Here is a 25,441-nt window from a genome sequence, read left to right as displayed (position 1 = left end):
TATGCGCTTTCTTCCTGAAACGCCAATGGCCATGCGGCATGCGCGATGGTCATTGTTGGCGGCAATGGCAATGGTGCGATTGGTGTCGGAACGTACATAAGGTGCCCCGGCGTCCCGGCAACATGCGCGTGTATTCCCTCCCTTACATGCGCCCAGAGGACTTGCCATGATGCGTACCGCAAGCCATCGACCGCACGGGTTGTCCCACGGGTCTGCCACGACGCCCGCCGGGATGGTCACCGCCTTGGTCATTGTGTTTTTCTTCAGCCTCGCCATGCTGCTGTCCAGCGGACGGCTGGCTAGCGGCGACGCGGGCGAGCAATACCGTTCAGCGCAGTTGCTGGCGGCCACGGGGCAGCTCGGCAGTCCGGTCAATCCGCCCCTGCTGACGTACTGGAACAAGGGCCCTGACGGGCTCTACTACGAACCCCACGACGTGGGCGCGCTGCTGCTGATGATGCCCGGCGCCCTGATCGACGAGGCGCTCGACGATATCGACTCCTACCACCTGGTACGCGACCGCTACGTTGGCCGCACGTATGGCAAGCTGATCACCTCGTTCGTCTACGCGGCGTACAACACGCTCGGCGTGATCTTCATGTTCCTGCTGATGCGCGAGTTCTGCTCCGCCCGCGCGGCCTTCGGGCTGGCGCTGGTGTTCTACGCCGGCACGACCTTCATGCCCTACGCCAAGACGGCCTGGGATGTGACCCCGGCTGCGGCCAGCCTCTGCGCCTGGCTGTACTTCATGGCCCGCGCGCTACGGCCGCCCACGTCGCTGTGGGTCTTCGTGGCCGCCGGCGTGGCCCTCGGGCTGGCCTGCTCGTTCCGCTACTCACTGCTGCCGTTCTTCGGCATGGGCGTGCTCTGGCTGCTGTGGATGGAGCGCGCGCGCCACAAGACCGGCTTCGCGGTGCTGCTGGTGGCGCTCGGCATCACCATGCTGCCCGCCTTCTACTACAACCACATCCGCACCGGCCTGTTCCTGCGCCCCGCCATCGCCGCCGACCTGCACCTCTCGGACAGCCTCGCGCTCAACGGCAACCCGCTGACCGGCCTGCTCGGCCTGCTGGCCAGCCCCAACATGGGCCTGTTCCTGTTCGCGCCGGTGCTGCTGCTGGCCCTGTTCGTATTCAAGATGCGCCACACGCTGCCCGCGCGCCAGAAGCACCTGCTGTACGCGGCGCTGGCGTCCGGGGTCTGCTACCTGCTGATGATCGCGCACATGAAGAACTGGGGGCATTTCGGCTGGGGCCCGCGCTACATGGTGCCGCTGCTGCCGGTGCTGTTCTTCGCGGCGGCCCCGGCGCTGCAATGGATGTGGCAGCACGCCCGGCGCACGGCGGTGCCGCTGCTGGTCATCTCGTTCCTGCTCAACCTGGCGCCCACGCTGATCAACTGGCATGTGATCGTGGGCGAGTTCCCCGGCGCGCGGCCGCAGAACTCGGCCCTGCCCTACCAGCACATCGGCGTCTGGACCGGCATCCAGATGAGCCTGGCCGGCGAGCCGCTGGTGTTCCCCAAGACCAACGACCCCAAGACCGCCATGACCGATGCCGCGCGGCGCTTCCCGGACCTCTTCGCGATGCGGCTGGTCGAGCTGTCCCCGGCCGGCAAGGCGGCGGGCACGCTCTGGACCTTGCTGTTCCTGGCCGGGATGCTGCTGTCGCTACGGCATATCCTGGCCGCGACGGCGCCGCCGCGGCGGCCGGGGTCATCCCCACGCGGGATGGCAGCCACCCCGGCACATGTGCAGCCATCGACACATCAGGCATCCCGTCGCGCGGGCGCCGACCGGCCATAGCCGCCCACTACGCCTAGCTGGCGAACAGCGCCTCGCAGGCTGACCGGATCGCCTCCGTGACATGGGCGCGGCCGTGGTCGCGCCGCTCAAGCATGCCGAGCGTGCGCACCACGGGCTCGCCGCCCGCCTGCAGCGGCAGCAGGCGCAGCGCGGGATCCTCGTGCCAGCGCGCCAGCCGCAGCAGCGGCACCACCGTCACCCCCACCTCCTGCCGCACCAGTTCCACCAGCGCCTCGATCGAATTCAGTTCGAGGAACTCGTTGGTGCGCAGGTGCGCGCGCCGCAGCGCCCGCTCCACCAGCGCGCCGGTGCGCTGGCCCCGGTCGAACCGAAGGAAGGGATTGGCGGCCAGCGCCTCGCGCGCGGTCTCGCCGGGGCTGCCGCGCGCGGCAATCGCCACCAGCGGCTCCTGGTAGAGCGGCGTCCAGCGCAGCGTGCCGGCGGGCCGGCCCGCGCCCTCCACCAGGAACGCGGCGTCCAGTTCGCCACTTTCCACCTGCTCGGCCAGATCGATGGACTTGGCGCCGACCAGCCGCACGTCCAGCGCCGGATAGGCCCGCTTGAGCCGCGCCACCACGTGCGACAGCCCGCCCATCACCGACACTACCGCCCCCACCGCCACGGCGCCCGCCATATCCTCGGCGCCCCCCTGTGGCAGGCGCATTTCCTCGTACAGCGCCAGCAGCCGGCGCGCCTGCGGCAGCAGTTCGCGGCCGTCCGCGTTCAGCACGGCCACCCGCCCGCTGCGGTCGAACAGTTCACGGCGCAGTTCCTGTTCGAGCGAGCGCATCTGCAGGCTGACCGCCGCCTGCGTCAGCGCCACGCGGCCGGCGGCGGCGGCAAACGAGCCCTGCTCGGCCACGGCGACGAAGGTGCGGAGAAATCGGATGGTACTCATGTGAGTCGATTCACAAGGTTTTCTTGTTGATCACAAAAGGAATATTAGCTTTCATTGTGACCCGGCGCGCGGAATAATGATGGGCGAGCCTTGATTTGGCTCGGTTTTTCCTGCCTGCCTGCCCGTTATCCGCATCGGAGAAGAAGAATGACTTCCTGGCTACGCCTGCTCGGCATCGGCCTTACCACGAGCCTGACCCTGGTTGCCGCGCCGTCGCACGCGGATACGTATCCGTCCAAGCCGATCCGGCTGATCGTGCCGTTCCCGGCCAGCGGCGCCACCGACCTGCTGGCGCGCGCGATCGCCCAGAAGGTGGGCACCAACATGGGCCAGCAGATCGTGGTGGATAACCGTCCGGGCGCGGGTGGCGCCATCGGCTCCGACATGGCCGCCAAGGCCCCCGCCGACGGCTACACGCTGCTGATCGCCACGACCAGCACGCACTCGATCGGCCCCTATATCAATACGCACCTGCCGTACAACACCGAGACCGACTTCACGCCGATCGGCCAGGTAGCCGTGGCCACCAACGTGCTGGTGGTGCCGAACCAGCTCCCGGTGAAGAATGTGAAGGAGCTGATCGACTACGCCAAGAAGCATCCGGGCGAGCTGAACTACGCCTCCAGCGGCAACGGCACCGTGGTGCACCTGACCGCCGAGGCGTTCAAGGCGCAGGCCGGCGTGTTCATCACCCATATCCCGTATCGCGGCACGGCGCTGGCGGTGCCGGATCTGATCTCGAACAAGGTGCAGGTGCTGTTCGACAGCATCGTCTCCGGCATGCCGCACGTGAAGGACGGCAAGCTCAAGGCGCTGGCCGTGACCAGCCTCAAGCGCTCGCCGCTGGCGCCGGACCTGCCGACGGCCAGCGAATCGGGCCTGCCGGGCTTCGAGTCGGACACGTGGTTCGGCATCTACGGCCCCAAGGGGCTGCCGGCTGACGTGGTCACCCGGCTCAACGCCGAGTTCAACAAGGCGATCCAGTCGCAGGACGTGCGCGACCGCCTGGGCAAGCTCGGCGCCGAACCGGTCGGCGGCACGCCAGCGCAGTTCGCGGCCATGGTCAAGAAGGACAGCGCCCGCTGGGGCAAGCTGATCAAGGATCGCAAGATTCAGGTGGACTAAGAGAGAGACAACCATGAAGAACTTCAACTGGACCAACCCATACCCCACCGTGCGCATTCCGCTGTTCGCGCGCAACGTGGTCTCCACCTCGCACCCGCTGGCGGCGCAGGCCGGCCTGCGCATGCTGCTCAAGGGCGGCAATGCCGTCGATGCGGCCATCGCCGCTGCCGCCGCCATCACGCTGGTGGAGCCGGTCTCGTGCGGCCTGGGCAGCGACGCCTTCGCGATTCTCTGGGACGGCAAGGAACTCCACGGCCTGAACTCGTCGGGCGTGGCCCCGGCCGCCTGGAACCCCGAGTACTTCAAGAACAAGTACGGCGTGGACGGCAACGGCCTCGCCAATCGCCCGATCCGCGGCTGGGATGCGGTCACCGTGCCGGGCATGGTGGCCGGCTGGGCCGCGCTGCACGAGAAGTTCGGCAAGCTGCCGTTCGAAGACCTGATGGAGCCGGCGATCGAGATCGCCGAGCGCGGCTACGCCGTGCCGCCCGTGGTAGCGCACAAGTGGGCCGCCGCCGTGCCGGACCTGAAGACCCAGCCGGGCTTCGCCGACACCTTCATGCCGCATGGCCGCGCGCCGAACGTGGGCGAGAAGTTCGTCTTCAAGGCCGCCGCCGACACCCTGCGCAAGATCGGCGCCACCAAGGGCCGCGCCTACTATGAAGGCGAGATCGCCGAGAAGATCGCCGCCTTCAGCAAGGAATGCGGCGCGGCGATGACGCTGGACGACCTGCGCAACTATCGCCCGGACTGGGTCAAGCCGATCAGCCAGTCCTATCGCGGCTACGACGTGCACGAGATTCCGCCGAACGGCCAGGGCATTGCCGCGCTGATCGCGCTGGGCATCCTCGACCAGTTCGACGTCGGCTCGCTGCCGGTGGACTCGGTGGACTCGCAGCATCTGCAGATCGAGGCGATGAAGCTGGCCTTCGCCGACCTCTACCGCTACGTGGCCGACCCGCGCACGATGGAAGTCACGCCCGAGCAGATGCTGGATCCGGCCTACCTGAAGTCCCGCGCCAAGCTGATCAACATGCAGCGCGCCACGCCGTTCACGCCTGGCATGCCGAAGACCGGCGGCACGATCTACCTGACCGCCGCCGACGAGAACGGCATGATGATCTCGTTCATCCAGTCGAACTACATGGGCTTCGGCTCGGGCGTGGTGGTGCCGAACACCGGCATCAGCCTCCAGAACCGTGGCGTGGGTTTCTCGATGGATCCGAAGTCCGCCAACGTGGTGGCTGGCGGCAAGCGCCCGTTCCACACCATCATCCCGGCCTTCCTGACCAAGGACGGCCAGCCGGTGATGAGCTTCGGCGTGATGGGCGGCGACATGCAGCCGCAGGGCCACGTGCAGACCGTGGTGCGCATGCTCGACTACGACCAGCAACCGCAGGCCGCCTGCTGCGCGCCGCGCTGGAAGGTCAACCGTGACTTCACGCTCGACGTGGAAGGCACGATGGACCCGACCACCGTGGCCGGCCTGAAGGACCGTGGCCACCAGCTCAAGTCCGTGAACGACCCCTACATGGACTTCGGCTCCGGCCAGTTCATCTGGCGCCTGTCCGACGATGCCGAACAGGGCTACGTGGCCGCCAGCGACAGTCGCCGCGACGGCCAGGCCGTGGGCTTCTGATCGACCGCACTATATATATAGAGAAGCACCGCAGTACCGCCGTACCGCAGTAGCCGTCCTGCAAGGCGCCAAGGGGCAACCCTGGCGCCTTTTTTCATGGCCGACGGCCGGGCGGCGCGCCAACTGTTCTGTTCGCGGCGCGTGGAACTGTGCATGGTGCGCCGCGCCGTGCGCACTACACTGGCAATTCGTCCAATTTCCTGCCCGTTCCCGCCATGGCCTCCTACGCCTTCCGCATCGTCAACGTCTTCGCCGAGACCACGCTTGGCGGCAATCCCCTCTGTGTGTTCGAGGACGCGCTCGGCCTGGACGACGCCACGATGCAGGCGCTGGCGCTGCAATTCAACCTCTCCGAGACCACCTTCGTGCTGCCGTCCGAGCGCGCGACGGCGGCCGTGCGGATCTTCACCCCGGGCTACGAGATGCGTTTCGCCGGTCACCCGACGCTGGGCACGGCCCATGTGGTGCGCGACCTCGCAAAAACCGGGGATGCGCTCACCCTCGAATTCAAGGCCGGCCTGGTACCGGTGACCGCCGCCGGCGACCGCTGGACCCTGACCGCGCCGCACGAGGGCGCCCCGCGCACCGCACCGGCTGGCCTGCCCGATGCCGACATGGCCTCCCTGCTGGGCCTGTCCGCCGACGATCTGGCCGGCTCGCCGATGTGGGTGGATACCGGCGCCGACCAGTTGCTGGTGCCGCTGAAGACGCCGGACGCCGTGCGCCGCGCCGCACCCGACAGCAGCCGGCTCGACCAGTGGCCGCAGAGCAGCCTGGGCCGCAAGACCGCCTATGTGTTCGCCTTCGACCCGACGCAGCCCGGCAAGGTGCTCGTGCGCTACTTCTTCACCAAGCAGGGCGGCGGCGTGGCCGAAGACCCGGGCACCGGCTCGGCCTGCGCCAACCTCGGCGGCTGGCTGCTGGCCACGGGTCACGCGCTGCCGGCCACGTACGAGGTGGATCAGGGCGAACAGGTCGACCGCCGCTGCCGGCTGGACCTCGCCGTGACCACCGATGGCGCGATCCGCGTGGGCGGCCGCGTGGTCGAGATCGGACGTGGCACTATTACGATCTGACAAGATTCGATCCCCCGCCTCCCCCCCTCTCCGCCATGACCTCACACGACATTGCCGCGCTCGCCGACCTCGAAACGCTGTACGCGGAGCCGGCCGGCGCCTCGCTGGCCAAGGAAGTCGACTACCTGCACCCGCATTACCGCGCCTTCGTGGATGCCTCGCCGTTCTGCCTGCTGTCCACGATGAACGCGCACGGCGGCGACTGCTCGCCACGCGGGGACCAGCCCGGCTTCGTGCAGGTGCTGGACGACCGCACGCTGCTGCTGCCGGACCGGCGCGGCAACAACCGCATCGACAGCCTGCGCAATATCGTCAACGACCCGCGCGTGGGCCTGCTGTTCCTGGTGCCGGGCGTCAACGAAACGCTGCGTGTAAGCGGCGTGGCGAAGATCTCGACCGACCCTGCGCTGATCGCGCGCTGCGTGCATGACGGCAAGGCGCCGACCACGGTGCTGGTGATCTCGATCCGCTCGGTATTCTTCCAATGCGCCCGCGCCCTCGTGCGCTCGGCGCTGTGGTCGCCCGAGACCCAGATTCCGCGCGAGCGCCTGCCGAGCACGGGCACCATGGTCGCCGAACTGAGCAAGAACGCCATCGACGGCGCCACGTACGACCGCGAACTGCCCGAGCGCATGCGCAAGACGCTGTACTAGCCGGTACTCACGGCCTGCCCCACCCCCACAAAAAGAGAATCTGCCATGTACATGCCGTCCCACTTCGCCAGCGACAACCCTGACCTGATCGACGAGGTCATGCGCCGCTACGCCTTCGCCACGCTGGTCGGCACCGATGCGGATGGCCTGCCGTTCGCCACGCACCTGCCCGTGGTGGCGGAGCGGGCGTCCGAGGGCGGCTGGCGCATCGAGGGGCACGTCGCACGTGCCAATCCGCACTGGAAGTGGCTCGAGCAGACCCCGCGCGCGCTGCTCGTGTTCCAGGGCCCGCATGGCTACGTGTCGCCGTCGCTCTATGACCAGAAGCTGTCCGTGCCGACCTGGAACTACGTGGCCGTGCATGTCTACGGCGAGATCACCACGGTCCACGACGCCACTGACAAGGACGCGCTGCTCAAGCGGCTGATCAGCCGCAACGAGCCGGGCTACGCCCAGCAGTGGCGCGACCTGCCCGAGGATTTCCAGCAGAAGATGCTAGGCGCCATCGTCGGGCTGCGGCTGGTGCCGACGCGCGTGGAAGGCAAGTTCAAGCTAAGCCAGAACCGCCCCGCCACCGACCGCGCCCGGATCCTGGAAGCCCAGCGCGCCGGCTCCGCCATCGAGCAGGACATGGCCGACTGGATGGCAAGGCTGACCGGCGCGAACTGACGGTCCGTTGTCTTGCTCCCCTCTCCCAAAGGGAGAGGGGAGAAAATTCACCCACGCCGCAGCCACTCCGGCGCGTGGGTGCCGAGCGGCACCGAGGGCAGCGCCCAGTGCGCGGGCGTCTCGGACAGCCGGGCGGCATGGCGCACCACGGTCAGCTCTCCAAACCCCGACTCCTCTACCTCCAGCAGGTCCGACATCTCGTCGAAATGCGGGTCCGGCACGCGCCAGCCCTCCGGCACGCGGCCCTGCCCACGCAGCCATTGCCCCACCTGCGCCAGCGACACCCGCACGTGCCAGCTTCCGCCCTCCACCGCGCGCCGGTGCAGCGCGGCCATCGCGCCGAACGCCAGCAGGTAGCCCGCCGCGTGGTCGAGCACTTGGGCCGGCAGCGGCTTGGGCTCGGCACTGCCGGCCGCCCGCGCCTCGTCGTCGTTGAAGCCGGTGGCCGTCTGCACGAGCGAATCGAAGCCGCGCTTGCCCGCCCACGGCCCCACGTGCCCGTAGGCCGACAACGACACATAGACGATGCCGGGCCGCGCCCGCGCCGCGGCCTCCGGGCCGGCGCCCAGTTCGGCCAGCCCGCCCGGGCGATAGCCCTGCACCACCACATCGGCGCCATGCAGCAGCTTGTGCAGCGTGCGCTTGTCGTCCGGGTCGCGCAGATCAAGCTGGCAGGAGCGCTTGCCGCGCCCGGTGTCGATCACCAGCGGCGCGATGGCCGGCAGGTGCGCGGCCGTCACCAGCAGCACATCGGCGCCATGCGCGGCCAGCGTGCGCCCCGCCACCGGGCCGGCGATGATCCGCGTGAAATCGAGCACGCGCACGCCGGTCAGCGGGCGGGCATCGACATTGAGCTCGGCATGGTCCGCCAGCGGCGGCAGGGGCTGGGGCGGCGCCTCGCCGATCTTCTCGATCGTCACCGGCGGCAGCCCGGCAATGGCCTGCGCCTGCGGGTGCGCGCGCCAGGTGTCATAGGGCCGCATGGCGGCCACCACGAGCCCGGCGTCCGACGCGGCGGACTCGAACGCCTCGGCCTCCCATCGGCCCAGCGCCGCGCGCACCGCGTCCTTGGTGTGCGCGCACTGGAGCAGGCGCAGCACGCCGTCGCGGTGATGGGGGAAATTGGTGTGCAGCCGGACCCAGCGCCCGTCGCCACACGGGTACAGGCCGGCGATCTTGTCCCAGAGTTCGGGCGCCGGCCCGCCGTTCACGCGCAGGTAGCGCTCGCTGCGGAATTCCGCCAGCGCGTGGCGCATGTCCACCGCCACGTCCTGCCAGCGGTCCGTGCGCTGCGCCCAGAGCGCCGCCGCAGCCAGCGCGGACGCCCCGAGGCTGGCCTGCGCCGCCGTGCCCACGGCGAAGCTCGATGGCAGGATGGGGTCCGCACCGGTCAGCGCCAGGTGCGCAAGCGCCTCGGGCGGCAGGCCGGCGCCGTGCCAGAGACCGGCCAGGGCGTCCGCCGGCAAGGTGGCCGAGGCTGACGAACCGGCCGAAATGGCCGGGACGGACGAATCAGGAGAGGAAGCAGTGTTCATGGGTTGTGTTCCCGCAACATGGCCCAACCTTTTCATGCCACGATGGCGGCATGCGATGACCTGCCGTGGATTCTGCACCACTTGTGGCCACCGCGCTGTGAGCCGATTCTGAAAATAGCGGCGCACCGCCGGGTTGCCCCGCAGGCACGGTAAAATCCCGCCATTCCACCGAACAAGGGGAGCCGGAGCACGTCCCGGGGCCCCACACCATGCCATTGGCCGCGTGCGACGCGGCGCCACCATGAGCCAAGACAACAAGCCTACCGACAAGACCGACAACCCGGCCTCCTCGAACTTCCTGCGCAGCATCATCGACCAGGATCTGGCCGCGGGCACCTACGCCGGCCGGGCGGACACCCAGGGCGCCGCGCTGCCGCCGGTCATCACGCGCTTCCCGCCGGAGCCGAACGGTTACCTGCATATCGGCCACGCCAAGAGCATCTGCGTGAACTTCGGCCTGGCGCGCGACTACGCCGGCCAGTGCCACCTGCGCTTCGATGACACCAATCCGGTCAAGGAAGACACCGAGTACGTCGACTCGATCATCGACGCCGTGCACTGGCTCGGCTTCTCGTGGGACGCCAAAGCGCCGGGCGGCAAGCCGCACCTGTACTACGCCAGCGACTACTTCGAGCAACTGTACGCCTTTGCGGAAACGCTGATCGCGCGCGGCGCCGCCTATGTGGACAGCCAGACCGCCGAGCAGATCGCCGCCACGCGTGGCAACTTCTCCGAGCCGGGCAAGCCCTCGCCGTTCCGCGACCGCACAGTGGAAGAGAACCTCGCGCTGTTCCGCGACATGCGCGCCGGCAAGTACGGCGATGGCGAGCACGTACTGCGCGCCAAGATCGACATGACCGCACCGAACATCGTGTTGCGCGACCCGGTGCTCTACCGCATCCGCCACGCCCATCACCACCGTACCGGCGATGCGTGGTGCATCTACCCGATGTACGACTTCACGCACTGCATCTCGGACGCGATCGAGAACATCACGCATTCGCTGTGCACGCTGGAGTTCGAGAACAACCGCCCGCTGTACGACTGGGTGCTCCAGCACCTGCGCGAAGCTGGCGTGTTCCGCGACCCGCTGCCGCACCAGTACGAGTTCGCGCGCCTGAACCTGACCTACGCCATCACCAGCAAGCGCAAGCTCAAGCAGCTGGTGGACGAAAACCGCGTGGACGGCTGGGACGATCCGCGCATGCCCACCATCGTCGGCATCCGCCGCCGGGGCTATACGCCGGAATCGATCCAGCTGTTCTGCGACCGCGTGGGCGTGTCGAAGGCCGATAGCTGGATCGACATGAGCACGCTGGAAGGCGCCGTGCGCGACGACCTTGACGCGCGCGCCCCGCGCAGCGTGGGCGTGCTCGACCCGGTCAAGCTGATCCTGGACAACTACCCGGAAGGCCAGACCGAGGAATGCTCGGCGCCGGTGCACCCCAAGCAGCCCGAACTGGGCCGCCGCGTGTTCCCCATCTCGCGCGAACTGTGGATCGAGCGCGACGACTTTACCGAGACGCCGCCCAAGGGCTACTTCCGGCTGTTCCCGGGTAACAAGGTGCGCCTGCGCTACGGCTACGTGATCGAGTGCACGGGCGTGGACAAGGACGCGGACGGCAATGTGGTGGCCGTGCACGCGAACTACCTGCCGGAAACCAAGAGCGGCACGCCGGGCGCGGACAGCGTCAAGGTCAAGGGCAACATCCACTGGGTCAGCGCGCCGCATGCGGTCGAAGCCGAAGTGCGCCTGTACGACCGCCTGTTCAACGACCCGAACCCCGACGCCGGCGGCAAGAACTTCCTCGAGGCGCTGAACCCGGATTCCAAGAAGGTGGTCAAGGCCTACCTGGAGCCGGGCCTGCGCGACGCCAAGCCGGAAGACCGCTTCCAGTTCGAGCGTCACGGCTACTTCGTGGCAGACCGTACCGATTCGCAGCCGGGCAAGCCCGTCTTCAATCGCACGGTTGGCCTGAAAGATAGCTGGGGCAAGTGACGATGACGACACAAACGATCAAATTTCCGCTCGAGGGCGAGTTCATCGCCCTGAACGACCTGCTGAAGCTGGCCGGCGTCTGTGACAGCGGCGGCGCCGGCAAGGCGCTGGTGGCGGCCGGCGAGGTCTCGGTGGATGGCGCGGCCGAGTCGCGCAAGACCGCCAAGATCCGCGCCGGGCAGGTGGTGACCATGGCCGGCGTGCGCATCAAGGTGGTGGCCGCCTGATATAGAACCCGAGAACCGAAGGGACACAAAGGACCGATATGCCGATTGCGTTCTGGTGTGTGCTGGTGGCGGGATTGCTGCCCGTACTGACGGTGGCCATCGCCAAGGCAGGCGGGCGTGGCGGCTTCGATAACCACGACCCGCGAGGCTGGCTGGAGAAGCAGAGTGGGCGGGCGCGGCGCGCCGACCTCGCCCACCGTAACCACTTCGAGGCCTTCCCGTTCTTCGCGGCCGGCGTGTTGATTGCCACGCACATGAGCGCGCCGCAGGCTCGGATCGACGAACTGGCGGTGGTGTTCGTCGTCGCCCGCATTCTCTATACGGTCTGCTACCTGACCGACCGGGCCACGCTGCGCACGCTGTGCTGGACCATCGGCTTGCTGACGGTGATCGGGCTGTTCCTGCTGCCGGTGTTCGTCCACTGACATGCGGCCCCTGCTGATCGCTGCCCTCGTTGGCGCCCTGGCAGGTGCCAGCCTCCCGGCCTGGGCGGCGCCCGTGAACTACAACGTCGATCCCACCCACACCGCGGTCTACTTCGGCGCGAGCCATTTCGACCGCACCACGGTGCGCGGCCGCTTCAACAAGCTGGATGGCCGCATCGTCTATGACCCGGCCACCGGGGCGGGGTCAATCGACTTCACGGTGGATACCGAGTCGGTCGACACCGGCAATCGCAGCCTCGATGGCGTGCTGCGTTCGCCACAATTCTTCGATGCCCAGAATTTTCCGGTCGCGCGCTTCCAGGGCAACCGGTTCGTCGTGGAAGGCGGCAAGCTCGTGGCCGTGGAGGGTCAGGTGTCGCTGCTGGGCGTGACCCGGCCGCTGCGGCTGGAGGCGGACCGCTTCAGCTGCGGGCGCGTGGTGCTGTTCGGCGTGGGCCGGGACGTCTGCGGCGGAGATTTCCACGCCAGCCTGCCCAGAAGTGCCTTCGGCATGACACGGTTCCTGCCCGACGTCGGCGATACCGTGACGCTCCACATTTCCGTCGAAGCGACGCCCGCGCAGTAGCCCGGGGCGGACGGCAGCGCGCCGCCATCCTGAATAGGGGAAATCGATCGCCGATATCGAGCCCGATGACGACCCCGCGTCACCTTTGCCGGGAAAAATTTCAGTAAAATCAGCGCCTTGCCCGTTCCCATCCTGCCGCGTTCCGCCCCCAGCGTATCCGGCGATTCGCGAGTCGAGATGATCACTATTCACGTCGGAGACGTCGTTGCGGCGTCCCTGGCCGCAGCCGGCGCCTGCCTGGCCTGCAGCGTCCCTGCCCAAACCGTCCGCAAATTCCCGCTCTGGGCCTACCAGACCTATGGCCGTGGCGCCCTGCTGCTGCCGCTGCTAGCCGTCATGGTCGGCACGCTGCTGGTCAGCGTGGCGCTCGAAGGCCAGATCAACAGCAAGGCCGGGCTCGCGCTGGTGGCGGCCGCCGCGTTCCTGGCGCTCGTGCTGGTGTCGGCGGTGCTGCGCTTCTGGGTCAGCCACAAGCGCAAGTCCTGAGCGAAGGCCCGCCCGGGCTCCGCGCGCCAACGCACCTTCGGGCGATGGTTTTCCATCGCCTGCCCACGCGGATCACGTATGATGCGGCCTTCGCGCGCCGTGCCGGATGGCATCCCGTGGCCGGCGCGAGCCCGCATTTCCCGTGATTCCATGGCGCTCAAGTCCACCATCTTCAAGGCCGAACTGTCCGTATCGGACATGGATCGGCCCTACTACGGCAGCCATACGCTGACCATCGCCCAGCATCCGTCCGAGAACGACGCGCGGATGATGGTGCGCCTGCTGGCCTTCGCCTGCGAGGCGTCCGAGTCCCTCACCTTCACGCGCGGCCTCGACGAGCCCGACGAACCCGACCTCTGGGACAAGACGCTGACCGGCGAGATCGCCCACTGGGTGGAACTCGGCCAGCCCGACGAATCCCGGCTGCGGCGCGCCTCGTCCCGCGCGGACCGCGTCACCGTCTATACCTATCAGAGCGCCAGCGCGCGCGAATGGTGGAAGGGCATGGCTGGCAAGGCCAGCAAGCTGCGCAACGTGACCATTTACAATGTGCCGTCGGAAGCCGTGGAGGCACTGGCCGGCATGGCGCAGCGCGCCATGCGCCTGTCCGTGACCATCCAGGACGCCGAGATCTGGGTCAGCGACGACGACCACAACGTGCAGCTGACGCTCGACGTGCTCCAGCGCGCCGCCGGCTGAGCGGGTCGCCGCCCGAGCCCCAGATAACGCTTCATCAACCAAAAACAGGAAGATTGCGATGCAAACCACTCCCTCCGGCCTGCAATTCGAAGACACCGTTGTCGGCGCTGGCGACGAAGCCCGCGCAGGCCAGCACGTGACCGTGCACTACACCGGCTGGCTGTACGAGAACGACCAGGCTGGCCGCAAGTTCGATTCGAGCAAGGACCGCAACGACCCGTTCGTGTTCCCGCTGGGCGCCGGCCACGTGATCCGTGGCTGGGACGAAGGCGTGCAGGGCATGAAGGTGGGCGGCACGCGCCGTCTGGTGATCCCGGCCGACCTGGGCTACGGTGCCCGTGGCGCCGGTGGCGTGATTCCGCCGAACGCCACGCTGCTGTTCGAAGTGGAACTGCTGTCGGTCTGAGCCTCGGCCTGACCTGACCCAATAAAAACGGACGCCTCGGCGTCCGTTTTTACATCGTGGAATCTGAAACTCGAGGGTTCAGAACCCGATCGCCGCATTCCCCACGTCCACGCGGACCTTGTCGCGGTCCAGCAGCCGGCCGGCGTGCCGTGCGAAGTCCTGTGCCCACTCGGCATTGCCACTGAAACGGTTCTCGCCCGAGAACTTGGCCACGTTCAAGATCTTGTCGATGACGAGCACCTTGCCCACCGGGCTCGAGGCCTGGCAGTCCAGTTCGGCATATTCGCGGTCGAACCAGCGCCACGCGGCCTCCTCGGTCACAGCCGCCAGCTCGGCATCGCCAAGCGTGAAATCGAATTCCTTGCCACTGCCGAACACCACGGTAAGCGTACGCGCCATGACCGGTTCTCCAAGAAGTCAGGCCCTCATTGTAGAGACTTGCCGGCCCGGCGGGCGCATGGCAAACCGTTGCCTGTGACACACACCCCACTCCCCGTCTGTGGCTTCCTTGCGACGGATCAATACGCTTTGGATTATCCTTGCATCCATGGCCATCACCAGACAGGACCTCGAAGCGGACAGGCTGCGCGCATCGCTGTGCAGCACCCCGGTCGCGTCCTCGCTGCTGCCTGAGGCCGATATCGAGCAATCGCTCCATGACACGCTGGCCGCCCGGCCTGACGGCGATGCCATGCACGGCGATGTCTGGCTGTTCGGCTACGGCTCGCTGATCTGGAATCCGATGGTGGTCCACACGGACCGGCGCCTGGCCACCGTGCATGGCTACCATCGCGGCTTCTACCTCTATTCCCGGATCAATCGCGGCACCTGGGACAACCCCGGACTCGTGCTCGGCCTGGACCGGGGCGGCTGCTGCACCGGCATCGTGTTCCGCATCCCGGCCCATGTGATCGAGCAGGAATTCCGCGTGCTCTGGCGCCGCGAGATGCTGACCGGCGCCTATCATCCGCGCTGGCTGCGCGTGAAACTCGACAATGACCCGGACGCCCCGGAGGCCCGCGCGCTGGCCTTTGTGATGAACCGCGAACATCCCGCCTACGCGGGCCGCCTGCCCGATAACCGCGTGGTGGACTGCCTGCGCCACGCCTGCGGCCTGTACGGCCCGGCGCGCGAATATCTCCAGCAGACGCTGCTGGGCCTGGCCACCAACGGCGTGGACGATCCTTACCTGGGCCGCCTCTGGCGCCTGCTGCAGGACAGCGACGTCGCCGATGCCGCGCACCCGGCCGGGGACGACCCGCACCGCCACCGGCCGCCCGTCATGCAGGCCGACGGCACGGACGGCATCGCCGCCGCCGACGCGCCGCACGAAACCGTCTGAGCCACCCAGCGCCCTCGCCGCCCTCCCCATGACGCGCTCCCAGACCCGCCCCCGCCGCCAGGCCATCGCCGAAATGCTCGGGTTGTTGGGATTGTTGATGGGCGGCGGCCTGCTCGCCGGCCAGGGCGGCCAGACGCTGGCACGCACCCTGACTGGCATCGGCAACGGCTCCATGCTCGCGCAGGGGCCGCGCTCGCCGCGTCCGGTCGATTCCCCCGCCCTGCCACCGCGCAGCGACGGCATGGCCGCGCTGGACCGCAACCTGATCACCGCCGCCAGCATTGGCGACTCGGAACTCGTCAATCGGCTACTCGCTGCCGGGGCGTCGATGCAGGCCGTGGACGAACGCGGCCGCAGCGCGCTGCTGGCCGCCGTCTACATGCGGCGCAACGAGGTGGCGCGCACGCTGATCATGGCCGGCGCCGATGTGAATCGCAAGGATGGGGAGTCGAACAGCCCGTTCCTGGTGGCGGCTGCCACGGGACAGATCGACATTTTGCGGCTGGCGCTGTCACACGGCGCCGACCCGCGCAGCACCGACCGCTACGACGGCACGGCGCTGATCGCCGCGAGCCAGCACGGCAATGTCGAAATCGTGAAATTGCTACTGAAGGCCGGGCTCAGCGTGGACCACGTGAACCAGCTCGGCTGGACTGCGCTGCTCGAGGCCGTGGTGCTCGGCGACGGCAGCGCGCGCTACGAGGAAGTGGTGCAACTGCTGCTCGATGCGGGCGCGGACGCCAACCTCGCCGACCGTGAAGGCGTCACGCCCACCCGCCATGCCCGCGAGCGCGGCTACAAGACCATGGTCAGGATGCTGATGCGCGCCCGCGGGCACTGATCGGCAGGCGAATTACGCGCCGGTGCGCGCGTTCTCGCTCTCCTGCAGCTGGCGCCACATCACCTTGCCGGTGCCGGACTTCGGCAATGCATCGACGAACTCGACCACGCGCGGATACTTGTACGCGGCCATGTTCTCCTTCGCCCATTCGATGATGTCTTCCGGCGTGGTATTTCCCTTGGCGGCGGTGCGCAGCACCACTACGGCCTTCACGGTCTCGCCGCGATAGGCGTCGCGCGTGCCGATGATGCACGCCTCCTGCACGGCCGGATGCTTGTAGAGCAGGTTTTCCACCTCGGCCGGCCAGACCTTGAAGCCGGACGCGTTGATCATGCGCTTGAGGCGGTCGGTGATGAAGAAGTAGCCGTCATCGTCCATGCGGCCCAGGTCGCCGGTGCGGAACCAGGTCCGGCCTTCGAACTCGATGAAGGCGTCGCGCGTGGCATCGGGCTTGCCCCAGTAACCCTTGAAGACCTGCGGGCCGCGCACGATGATCTCGCCCACTTCGTTCGGCGGCAGTTCCTGCAGCGTGACGGGGTCGATCACGCGTGCCTCGGTGTTGAAGGTCGGCACGCCCAGGCACTGGAGCTTGGCGCGTTCGGCCGGGTTGCTGTGCGTCGGCGCCATGGTCTCGGAGAGGCCATAGCCCTCCAGGTAGCTGAGGCCGAACTGTTCCTTGAGCCGCTCGGCCACCGCCTGCGGCATGGCCGCGCCGCCGCCGCCGATGTAGCGCAGGCTGGTCATGTCGAAGGCGGCCAGGTTCGGGCTGCCCAGGAAGTCGATCACCATGGTCGGGATGTTGGTCCAGTGCGTGACCTGGTAGCGCGAGATCAGGCGGCCGGCCACTTCGCGGTCCCAGCGCGGCAGCATGACCACGGTGGCGCCGCTGTAGATCGGCCCGTTCATGCCGTACTGCATGCCGGTCACGTGGAACAGCGGCAGGACCGACAGGATCACCGATTCCGCGCCACTGCCCGACCACGTGCCGCCGCCAATCACGTTATGCATGACCGAGCGATGGGTGTGGATGCAGCCCTTGGGGAAGCCCGTGGTGCCCGAGGTGTAGGGCATCACGGCCATGTCGTCCGGGCCGGCGGTGTGCGGGCCCGGCTGCAGGCCGGCGGCTAGCGCCTCGGCCCACGGCGTGGCACCTGCCGGCAGCGGATGCTCGGCGGTGATCCACGCGGGCGGCGCGTCTTCGGGATGTTCGTAGGAGGCCGGCAGCGCGTCCGCGTACTGCGTGGCCAGCACGTGCTGGAGCTGCTGGTCGGCCGGCAGTTCGGCGTTGGCCTGGGCCACGCCGGCGGCGAGATCTGCCGTGCAGATCGCCACGCGCGCCTGGCCATCGCTCACGTAGTGCTTGAACTCCTCGGCACGGTTCATCGGGTTGACGGGCACCACCACCGCGTCGGCACGCAGAATCGCGTAGTAGCTGACGATGAACTGCGGGCAGTTCTGCATATACAGCAGCACGCGGTCGCCCTTCTTCACGCCGGCCTTCTGCTGGAGCCAGCCCGCCAGCGCCGTGGCCTGCGCCTCCAGCGTGCGGAACGTGATGGCATTGCCGAAGTAGCGGATCGCCGGCTTCTCGGCGTAGCGGTGCGCGGAGACTTCGAGGTTGTACCAGAGCGAGGTCTCGGGCAGCACGATCTGCGTGGGCAGACGCTTCGGCCAGAACTGGAAATGCGGGCGCGCGGGCGTGGTGGTCATCTTGTCTCCTGGGTCTTTGCGACCGGCTTTTTGGTTTCGTCAACAGAGGGGCAATATAACTGAACGACCGTTCTATTTTCAAGCGGAGGTTTTCCCGATCGGGGTCGGCCAAAGGTTGCTTTCCGCGGCTTCGCCCTCACAATAGGGAGGTCCGGCCGCTATCCGGCCTCCACCATTCCGAAAGGCAGAACATGAGCGACGTCACCCTGCAGAATTTCGAGGCCGATGTGATCGAACTGTCGCGGCAGGTGCCCGTGCTGGTCGATTTCTGGGCGCCCTGGTGTGGCCCATGCCGCACGCTCGGACCGATGCTGGAGAAGTTGGAAGCCGAATCCGGCGGCAAGTGGAAGCTCGCCAAGGTCAATGTGGACGAGAACCAGGAGCTGGCTGCGCACTTCGGCGTGCGCAGCATTCCCCATGTGGTGGCGATTGCCGATGGGCAGGCCGTAGACCAGTTCGTCGGCGTGCTGCCGGAGTCGGGCCTGCGTGAATTCCTGGACCGCCTGACCCCGAACCCGGGCGAGCAGGCGCTGCACGAGGCCCGCGAACTGGTGGCCGCTGGCGATGCCGAGGGGGCGCGCGCCGCCTTCCAGGCCGCGCTGGCCTTCGATCCGGGCGCCGACGATGCACGGCTGGCCTATACCAGCTTCCTGCTCGATCACAACGAGGTCGACGCCGCCGAGGCCGAGTTCTCCCGGCTATCGCCGCGCGCCCCGCAGGAGGAAGGCTACGCCGCCGTGCAGACTCAGTTGGAGGCGCTGCGGCACGTGGACGACCTGCCCGACGCCTCCGCGCTGATCGCCCGCGTGCAGGCCAATCCGGCCGATCTCGGCGCGAAGCTCGACCTGGCGAACGCGCTGATCGCGCGCCGCGAGTACGAGCCTGCCTTGGAACAACTGCTGGAAATCGTGCGCCGCGACCGCGGCTTCGACGAAGACATCGGACGCAAGACCATGCTGTCGGTGTTCGACCTGCTTGCCGGCCGGCCCGACGTGGTCTCGCGCTGGCGCCGCCAGCTTAGCGCGGCGCTGAACTGAGCTAGGAGCCCCCCGGCTTCAGTCCTGGGGGCCTTCGATCAGCGTGAAGCCGTTGGCCTGCATGTGTTCGACCATCATGGCGTCCATCGACTTCACGTGCTGGTCGAACCAGCCGGACAGCTCACCCACGAGCCGGCGTCCCAGGCTCACCACCCCCTCCTCCGCCACCTTGTCGCGCACGGCCTGCGCAACGGCCAGCACCTGCTGGTGCTCGCCCGCATGGCAATGGCGCGGGCCGAAGCCCATCGCCTCCATCCACTGTTCTTCCTGCGCGAAATGATGGCGCGTATGGTCGATCCACGCGTCATAGGCTTCCAGGAAGCCGGCGTCGTCGGCGCGGGCGGCCGCATCGAGCAATTGGAGGAATTCGGCGTGGGTGGCGTCGGTCACGGGCTCCCCGAGGCGTAGCGCTTCGGGCAGGCCCTCGGACGACAGTCCTTGATAGGGATCTTGCGTGTCGAGTGCGGCGGCGGACATGTGGCGGGCAAGGAGCAAGTCGGTAACGCGGCAAGGATACCGATTTCCCGCCGCGTCGATCTGATTTTCCGCAAATCTACAAGTCGTTATCGGACCGATGCGGGGTATCCTTGCCGTTCGCACCCCCGCTGTGGCCGACGCGCCCCTTCCCGCCATGCCAAGACTGATTTTCTTCTGCGGCCACGCCGGCACCGGCAAGACCTCGCTGTCCCACAAGCTGATCGGCCCGCTGATGCAGGCCACCGGCGAGCCGTTCTGCATCCTCGACAAGGACACGCTCTATGGGCGCTACAGCGCGGCGGCGATGGGCGCCATCACCGGCGACCCGAACGACCGCGACAGCCCAGCCTATCTGGATAACCTGCGCGACCCCGAATACCAGGGCCTGCTCGACACCGCGCGCGAGAACCTGATGCTCGGCATCAGCGTGCTGGTGGTGGGGCCGCTCTCGCGCGAAGTGCGCGCCCACCAGTTGACCGATCCGGATTGGCTGCACATGCCGGCCGGCACGCGCACGGAGGTGGTCTGGGTGCACCTGCCCGAGGACGAGGCGCACGCGCGCATCGTCCGGCGCGGTAATCCCAACGATGCCTACAAGCTCACCCACTGGGAGGCGTATCGGACACGCCGCTTCATGCCGGACCCCGCCGAGTATCCCGAACTGATCTTCTTCGACAACCTGGCCCCGGACGCCGCCGCGCTGGACGGCTTGCTGCGCACCCTGGCGAGCTAGCGCTCAGCGCTCAATCCTCAGTCCTCAATCCTCGTCCGCTGCGTCGGTCGCCGGCCGGGCATCGTTGCCGGCCACAATCGCGCCGATCACGGCCGACGCCGCCACGAAGCCGAACACCGCCGTCACCGCCACCGACGAGCCATACCCGGCGCAGGCCAGCCCTTGCGGGGCCTCGCGCGGCGCGGGCGGGGCCTCGTCGATCTCGCAAGCCTGCTGTTCGGGCTCCGGATAGCGCACCGGTTCGTCCGAATACACGGCCAGGATGCCGAACTTCCGCTTCGGGTTGCGCGGGAAGCCGTGCTGGCGGCGCAGGTTGCCGCGCACCTTAGCCAGCAGCGGGTCCTGCACGGTCCGGGAAAGATCCTCGAGCCGCACCCGCGTGGGATCGAGCTGCCCGCCTGCCCCGCCGCACGTGAGGATGCGCGCGCCACGCCCCGACCCCCGCGTCCAGCCGAGGATGGCGGTCTTGATCTTCACGGCGTCGATGGCGTCGATCACGTAGTCGAAGCCGCTCAGCAGTTCGGCCACGTTCTCCTCAGTCACGAAATCGTCGATCTGCGAGACGCGGCAGCGCGGGTTGATCGCCACGATACGCTCGCCCATCGCCTCCACCTTGGCGCGGCCATAGGCATCGCCCAGCGCATGGATCTGGCGGTTGGTGTTCGACGGGGCGATGTGGTCGAGGTCGATCAGCGTGATGCGGCCCACGGCGTTGCGCGCCAGCGCCTCGGCCGCCCAGCTGCCCACGCCGCCGATGCCGATCACGCAGACGCTGGCCGCCTCCAGCCGGGCCATGCCATCCGGCCCGTATAGCCGCGCCACGCCGCCGAAACGCCGGTGGTAGTCGTCGTCCTCGGGGGTCTCGTGGGTCAGGGGCTCGGGCAGCCCGGAAAGCTCGGCAATGGTCATGACAGGGGGAGGAGCGCGCAAAGCGGAAAAATCGCGAATTTCGCTATTTTATGTCACCCCGGCCGGCCCGGCTGGCGCCAAAAATCGGCGGTCCGGCGACCGCAATGTCAGCGCAAGGCCGACAAGCCGGCGCGGCGCGCTCCCCTAAAATTGGATGTGCAGTGGTTGATCCGCCGCATGGCAGGCCAGGCTTATCCACGCCGGCCCGGCCCTGCGCGCCAACAGGAGTCCGACCTCATGCCCGCCTCGCGCCGACAAAAAATCATTCTCTGGAGCGTGTTCACCCCGCTCGCCCTGATTGCGATCCTGGTCATCGTCATCCTGACTTTCGATTGGAATCGTCTCAAGCCCTGGCTCAACGACAAGGTGTCGCTGGCTATCGGCCGCCCGTTTGCGATCAATGGCGACCTCGTCGTCACCTGGAAGCGCGCGCAGGGCGAGGCCGGCTGGCGCACGCTGGTGCCGTGGCCGCGTCTGTCGGCCCGGGACATTACCGTGGGCAACCCCGACTGGGCCAAAGCGCCCAATATGGCCACCGTGCGGGAGGTCATCTTCATACTGCGCCCGCTGCCGCTGCTGGCGCACCAGATCGCCGTGCCGACCATCGTCGTGGACAGCCCGGCCGTCTGGCTCGAGCGGCTGGCCGACAAGCGCAACAACTGGACCTTCGACACCGGGCCCAAGACCGGCAAGTCGAGCTGGGAACTCGATATTGGCGAGGTCGTGCTGCAGCGCGGCAATCTGGCACTGGCCGATGCCGCCGAGAAGATCGACATGCAGGCCACGCTGGACACCGTGGGCGACCAGGCGCTCTACGACAAGGCCCGCGATGGCGCGCTGGTGCCGCCGACCGATGCATCGGCCGTCGATGCCTCGGCCCCCATCGCCAAGGACAGCAAGGACGCGAAGGACACCAAAGACACCAAGGACACCGCGCCCGACAGCCGCTACGGCATCCGCTGGAAGGCAGTCGGGCATTACAACCAGGCCACCATCAACGCCAGCGGCAAGGCCGGCACGGTACTGAGCCTGCGCGACGTCAACACGCCCTATCCCGTGCAGGCCGATGTGCGCGTGGGCGCCACCCGCGCGGTCATCGAAGGCACGCTGACCAACCCGGCCCACCTGGGCGCGCTCGACGTCAACCTGATGCTGTCCGGCGACAACATGGCCAAGCTCTACGCGCTGACCGGCATCGTGCTGCCCTCCACCCCACCGTATGAAACGCGCGGCCGGCTTGTGGCCACGCTCAAGAAAGGGGCGTCGTCCTATACGTATCGGGACTTCACCGGCAAGGTCGGCGGCAGCGACCTGGGCGGTACGCTCACCTTCGCCCAGCGCTCGCCGCGCCCGCTGCTGTCTGGCGAGCTGGTGTCCAAGCAACTGCTGTTCGCCGACCTCGCGCCGCTGATCGGCGCCGATGCCAAGCCCGGCCAGGCTGCCTCCGAGAGCCCGGTCAAGCAGCCAGCCAACAAGGCGCTGCCGGTGGCGCCGTTCCGCACCGAGCGCTGGGATGAGATCGACGCCGACGTGACGTTCACCGGCAAGCGCATCGTCCGCGACGAAGACCTGCCGATCACCGACCTGAAGACCCACCTGAAGCTGACCGATGGCGTGCTGCTGCTCGACCCGCTCAACTTCGGCGTGGCCGGCGGCAACCTCGTCTCCACGATCCGGCTGGACGGCAAGCGCGAGCCGATGGGCGCCATGGTCGACATGACCGCGCGCCACCTGAAGCTCAAGCAACTGTTCCCGAAGGCGGACTCGATGCGCGCCAGCGTTGGTGAGGTGAATGGCAGCGCCAAGCTGTCCGGCACCGGCAACTCGGTCGCCGCGCTGATGGGTTCGTCGAACGGCGAGGCCAAGCTGCTGGTGGAAAACGGCACGGTCAGCAAGTTCATCCTGGAGGCCATCGGCCTGAACGTGGGCAGCGTGGTGGTTTCCAAGCTGTTCGGCGACAAACCCGTGCAGATCAACTGCGGCGTGAGCGACTTCGCGGTCAAGGACGGCATCGCCCGGGCCCGCACCTTCGTGCTCGACACCCAGGACGCCGTGATCACCACCGATGGCGCGATCGACTTCGGCGAGGAGCGGCTGGCGTTGACCATCCATCCCGATTCCAAGGGCTTGCGGATCATCTCGCTGCGGTCGCCGCTGTATGTGGGCGGCACGTTCAAGAACCCAACGGTGAGCCCGAACATCGCCGTGCTGGCCCTGCGGGCGGGCGGCGCGCTGGCGCTGGCGCTGACCGCGCCGGTGGCGCTGGTGGTGCCCCTGCTGGACCTCTCACCCGGCGGCGACGAAAGCCAGTGCGCCCGCCTGCTGGCCGAGCTGAAGAAGCGCCCGACCGCCCCACCGCCGGGCAAGAGCTATCAGGACCCGGCCACCGGCGGCGCCGGCAAGCAGGCCGCCGGCCCGGCGATTCCCGAGTCGCCGTCGAAGTCGGCCGCCGCGCAGGGCCAGCCGGGCCCGGCGCCGACCGAGCCGCGCAAGCCCACGCCATCGGTCCAGCAGAAGCCGATGCAGCCGTCCAACGACGCGCAGCTTTATCAGGGCGGATAAGGCCCTCCTCACCTCGTCATTCGACGAAATCCGCAACATCCGATCCGTATCTATCGGCCCCGGGTGTTGCGGATTTGCACTTCCCCCCACATGACCATTGTGTCCGGACCCGGGACGGTCGCATAATTAAACGGCCATTTACAAGCAAAGCATTGAACAGAATGGCATGCATCGGTCGTCGCTGCCGGTTCCAGTCCGGTGACGGTGCCCTTGTGAGGTGCGGCCACGGCCGCACTTATTTTTTCTCGCGCACTTTTCGACCCGGACGGAGACCTTGCCGGCGGCGCGATCCACGCAGTTCCCCCCTACCTGCCCCGTCCCATGACGTTGCCTCACGCCGCCGTTCCGCCGATCAGCTGGCTGATCGCCCTGACGGTGTGCAATCACGTGGCGTTCAACGCCAGTCGCGTCGTCGTTTCCCTGTTTGCAATCTCGCTCAAAGCCTCCACGGTCACGCTCGGCATGCTGATGGCGCTCTATGCGCTGCTGCCGATGTTCCTGGCGATCCGCGCCGGGCGCCGTATCGACGAGATCGGCCCACGCCTGCCGATGACGGCGGGCTCGCTGATGGTGGTGGGCGGCACGCTGCTGCCGGCGATCTGGCCGGAAATCGGCGCGCTCTACGTCGCGTGCGCGCTGATCGGCGTCGGCTTCATGCTGGTCCAGGTGGCCATGCAGTTGTTGATCGGGCAGGTCTCCACGCCGGACACGCGGCTGCGCAACTACACCTATCACGCGCTCGGGCTGTCCGTGTCCGGCACGCTCGGCCCGGTGGTGATGGGTTATGTCATCGAACACGCTGGCTTCCGGCCCGCGTTCTGCGTGCTGGTGGTGGTGGCGCTGCTCGGCCAGGCCGGGCTCCAGTACGTGCGGCCGCGCCTGCCGGCCACGGGCGGCAACGCCGGGCGGATCGCGGTGGAGGACGGCAGCCGCCGCTCCACGCTGGACCTGCTCCAGCATCCCGAACTGCGCGCGGTGTTTATCGCCAGCGCGGTGCTCTCGGCCGCGTGGGACCTGCACGCGTTCCTGATCCCGATCCAGGGCTCGCGCATCGGCCTGTCGCCGTCGTCCATCGGCTGGGTGCTCGGCGCGTTCGCCCTCGCCACGCTGGCCATCCGCATTGCCATGCCGCTGGTATCGCGCCATTTGTCTGAATGGAAGATCATTCGGACCGCGCTGATGGTGGGCGCCATGGCCTACCTCGTCTACCCCTTCGTCGCCGAATTCTGGCTGATGTGCGGACTGGCCTTCGTGCTTGGCCTCGCGCTCGGCAGCGCACAGCCCAATGTGATGAACATCCTCCATACCGCCTCGCCCTCGGGCCGCGCCGGGGAGGCCCTCGGGCTGCGCTCGGCCGTGCTCAACACCAGCCAGGTGGTGTGGCCGCTGACCTTCGGTGTGGTCGGCACGGCGCTCGGCATGTTGCCGATCTTCCTCTCGATGGCAGGCGCGATGGGCATGGCGGGCTATTACTCCCGCAACCAGTCCCGCAAGCCGCGAGTGGCGGAGATCGAATAAAGCTTAAAACAAGCGCGGCGATTTGCGACACCGCAAATGCGCTGCGCGGCGCATTCGCTATACTCGAAGTGCATCTTCCTTCGTG

Annotated in this window: 25 protein-coding genes; 19 read left to right on the top strand and 6 right to left on the bottom strand. The window is 67.9% G+C overall.

Translation table 11 applies throughout. The features are described 5' to 3' along the window. Nucleotides 1-166 precede the first annotated feature (166 nt). Nucleotides 167-1,804 carry a hypothetical protein gene (locus AC1EJR_RS03125; protein WP_218160493.1) on the top strand — a complete coding sequence of 546 codons (1,638 nt, stop codon included), beginning with the start codon at nucleotides 167-169 and terminating at the stop codon, nucleotides 1,802-1,804. 13 nt (nucleotides 1,805-1,817) lie between these two features. Here AC1EJR_RS03125 and AC1EJR_RS03120 read toward each other — a convergent pair whose 3' ends face one another. Then, a complete protein-coding gene (locus tag AC1EJR_RS03120) occupies nucleotides 1,818-2,702 on the bottom strand; it encodes a LysR substrate-binding domain-containing protein (RefSeq protein ID WP_092290424.1) in 885 nt (294 codons plus the stop codon). A 147-nt stretch (nucleotides 2,703-2,849) separates the two neighbouring features. Here AC1EJR_RS03120 and AC1EJR_RS03115 point away from each other — a divergent pair, with 147 nt between their 5' ends. The 5 genes from AC1EJR_RS03115 (at nucleotide 2,850) to AC1EJR_RS03095 (ending at nucleotide 7,864) form a co-directional block, all read left to right on the top strand. After that, nucleotides 2,850-3,827: a Bug family tripartite tricarboxylate transporter substrate binding protein gene (locus tag AC1EJR_RS03115; protein WP_092290426.1), complete on the top strand. Its 978-nt coding sequence runs from the start codon at nucleotides 2,850-2,852 to the stop codon at nucleotides 3,825-3,827. A gap of 13 nt (nucleotides 3,828-3,840) precedes the next feature. Then, a complete protein-coding gene (ggt, locus tag AC1EJR_RS03110; protein ID WP_441644018.1) occupies nucleotides 3,841-5,466 on the top strand; it encodes a gamma-glutamyltransferase in 1,626 nt (541 codons plus the stop codon). A 215-nt stretch (nucleotides 5,467-5,681) separates the two neighbouring features. Beyond that, nucleotides 5,682-6,542 (top strand): PhzF family phenazine biosynthesis protein, encoded by an 861-nt coding sequence (locus AC1EJR_RS03105; protein WP_477109833.1) that lies wholly within the window; start codon nucleotides 5,682-5,684, stop codon nucleotides 6,540-6,542. A gap of 35 nt (nucleotides 6,543-6,577) precedes the next feature. Continuing rightward, entirely contained in the window at nucleotides 6,578-7,195 is a 618-nt protein-coding gene (locus AC1EJR_RS03100) for a pyridoxamine 5'-phosphate oxidase family protein (protein ID WP_092290432.1), read from the top strand. Between the two features lie 45 nt (nucleotides 7,196-7,240). Then, complete coding sequence (locus tag AC1EJR_RS03095; RefSeq protein ID WP_441644017.1) at nucleotides 7,241-7,864, top strand: FMN-binding negative transcriptional regulator; 624 nt, start codon at nucleotides 7,241-7,243, stop codon at nucleotides 7,862-7,864. A 47-nt stretch (nucleotides 7,865-7,911) separates the two neighbouring features. On the opposite strand, the gene AC1EJR_RS03090 is transcribed toward AC1EJR_RS03095, so the two are convergent. Next, nucleotides 7,912-9,399 carry a CoA transferase gene (locus tag AC1EJR_RS03090; protein ID WP_477146868.1) on the bottom strand — a complete coding sequence of 496 codons (1,488 nt, stop codon included), beginning with the start codon at nucleotides 9,397-9,399 and terminating at the stop codon, nucleotides 7,912-7,914. Between the two features lie 241 nt (nucleotides 9,400-9,640). Here AC1EJR_RS03090 and AC1EJR_RS03085 point away from each other — a divergent pair, with 241 nt between their 5' ends. From AC1EJR_RS03085 to AC1EJR_RS03055, 7 genes are all read left to right on the top strand, one after another. Next, entirely contained in the window at nucleotides 9,641-11,398 is a 1,758-nt protein-coding gene (locus tag AC1EJR_RS03085; protein ID WP_477112837.1) for a glutamine--tRNA ligase/YqeY domain fusion protein, read from the top strand. A gap of 2 nt (nucleotides 11,399-11,400) precedes the next feature. After that, a complete protein-coding gene (locus AC1EJR_RS03080; RefSeq protein ID WP_092290440.1) occupies nucleotides 11,401-11,625 on the top strand; it encodes an RNA-binding S4 domain-containing protein in 225 nt (74 codons plus the stop codon). A 38-nt stretch (nucleotides 11,626-11,663) separates the two neighbouring features. Beyond that, complete coding sequence (locus AC1EJR_RS03075) at nucleotides 11,664-12,050, top strand: MAPEG family protein (protein ID WP_092290442.1); 387 nt, start codon at nucleotides 11,664-11,666, stop codon at nucleotides 12,048-12,050. Between the two features lies 1 nt (nucleotide 12,051). After that, complete coding sequence (locus tag AC1EJR_RS03070; protein WP_441590600.1) at nucleotides 12,052-12,636, top strand: YceI family protein; 585 nt, start codon at nucleotides 12,052-12,054, stop codon at nucleotides 12,634-12,636. A gap of 177 nt (nucleotides 12,637-12,813) precedes the next feature. Then, nucleotides 12,814-13,122: a hypothetical protein gene (locus tag AC1EJR_RS03065; protein WP_092290446.1), complete on the top strand. Its 309-nt coding sequence runs from the start codon at nucleotides 12,814-12,816 to the stop codon at nucleotides 13,120-13,122. A gap of 150 nt (nucleotides 13,123-13,272) precedes the next feature. Further along, entirely contained in the window at nucleotides 13,273-13,821 is a 549-nt protein-coding gene (locus AC1EJR_RS03060) for a YaeQ family protein (protein WP_092290873.1), read from the top strand. Nucleotides 13,822-13,879: 58 nt separating this feature from the next. Beyond that, nucleotides 13,880-14,227, top strand: a complete 348-nt coding sequence (locus tag AC1EJR_RS03055) for an FKBP-type peptidyl-prolyl cis-trans isomerase (protein WP_092290448.1) — start codon at nucleotides 13,880-13,882, stop codon at nucleotides 14,225-14,227. A gap of 78 nt (nucleotides 14,228-14,305) precedes the next feature. Here the strand turns inward: AC1EJR_RS03055 and AC1EJR_RS03050 are convergent, their stop codons facing one another. Further along, nucleotides 14,306-14,626 (bottom strand): hypothetical protein, encoded by a 321-nt coding sequence (locus AC1EJR_RS03050; protein WP_092290450.1) that lies wholly within the window; start codon nucleotides 14,624-14,626, stop codon nucleotides 14,306-14,308. A gap of 148 nt (nucleotides 14,627-14,774) precedes the next feature. Here AC1EJR_RS03050 and AC1EJR_RS03045 point away from each other — a divergent pair, with 148 nt between their 5' ends. Together AC1EJR_RS03045 and AC1EJR_RS03040 are read left to right on the top strand one after the other, a co-directional pair. Next, entirely contained in the window at nucleotides 14,775-15,569 is a 795-nt protein-coding gene (locus AC1EJR_RS03045) for a gamma-glutamylcyclotransferase (protein ID WP_477104859.1), read from the top strand. A 28-nt stretch (nucleotides 15,570-15,597) separates the two neighbouring features. Further along, nucleotides 15,598-16,410 (top strand): ankyrin repeat domain-containing protein, encoded by an 813-nt coding sequence (locus AC1EJR_RS03040; RefSeq protein ID WP_092290455.1) that lies wholly within the window; start codon nucleotides 15,598-15,600, stop codon nucleotides 16,408-16,410. Between the two features lie 12 nt (nucleotides 16,411-16,422). Here the strand turns inward: AC1EJR_RS03040 and AC1EJR_RS03035 are convergent, their stop codons facing one another. Further along, entirely contained in the window at nucleotides 16,423-18,120 is a 1,698-nt protein-coding gene (locus tag AC1EJR_RS03035; protein ID WP_441644014.1) for a long-chain fatty acid--CoA ligase, read from the bottom strand. 191 nt (nucleotides 18,121-18,311) lie between these two features. On the opposite strand from AC1EJR_RS03035, the gene trxA reads away from it, so the two are divergent. Beyond that, on the top strand, nucleotides 18,312-19,157 hold the full coding sequence (gene trxA, locus AC1EJR_RS03030) for a thioredoxin (protein ID WP_477104857.1): 846 nt from the start codon (nucleotides 18,312-18,314) through the stop codon (nucleotides 19,155-19,157). Nucleotides 19,158-19,175: 18 nt separating this feature from the next. Here the strand turns inward: trxA and AC1EJR_RS03025 are convergent, their stop codons facing one another. Beyond that, entirely contained in the window at nucleotides 19,176-19,634 is a 459-nt protein-coding gene (locus AC1EJR_RS03025) for a bacteriohemerythrin (RefSeq protein ID WP_092290461.1), read from the bottom strand. 154 nt (nucleotides 19,635-19,788) lie between these two features. Between AC1EJR_RS03025 and AC1EJR_RS03020 the strand changes: the two genes are divergently transcribed. Then, complete coding sequence (locus tag AC1EJR_RS03020) at nucleotides 19,789-20,367, top strand: P-loop nucleotide/nucleoside kinase family protein (protein WP_092290463.1); 579 nt, start codon at nucleotides 19,789-19,791, stop codon at nucleotides 20,365-20,367. A 24-nt stretch (nucleotides 20,368-20,391) separates the two neighbouring features. On the opposite strand, the gene AC1EJR_RS03015 is transcribed toward AC1EJR_RS03020, so the two are convergent. Beyond that, complete coding sequence (locus tag AC1EJR_RS03015) at nucleotides 20,392-21,276, bottom strand: tRNA threonylcarbamoyladenosine dehydratase (protein ID WP_092290465.1); 885 nt, start codon at nucleotides 21,274-21,276, stop codon at nucleotides 20,392-20,394. A gap of 237 nt (nucleotides 21,277-21,513) precedes the next feature. Here AC1EJR_RS03015 and AC1EJR_RS03010 point away from each other — a divergent pair, with 237 nt between their 5' ends. Continuing rightward, nucleotides 21,514-23,838, top strand: coding sequence for an AsmA family protein (locus AC1EJR_RS03010; protein WP_441590607.1), 2,325 nt, complete (start codon nucleotides 21,514-21,516; stop codon nucleotides 23,836-23,838). Nucleotides 23,839-24,159: 321 nt separating this feature from the next. Further along, nucleotides 24,160-25,356 carry an MFS transporter gene (locus tag AC1EJR_RS03005; RefSeq protein WP_092290470.1) on the top strand — a complete coding sequence of 399 codons (1,197 nt, stop codon included), beginning with the start codon at nucleotides 24,160-24,162 and terminating at the stop codon, nucleotides 25,354-25,356. Nucleotides 25,357-25,441 lie beyond the last annotated feature (85 nt).

It is taken from the genome of Cupriavidus sp. 05T42 (assembly GCF_056396345.1).
Note: the sequence above shows the minus strand (reverse complement) of the source record. Positions and strands in the feature narration are given on the sequence as shown.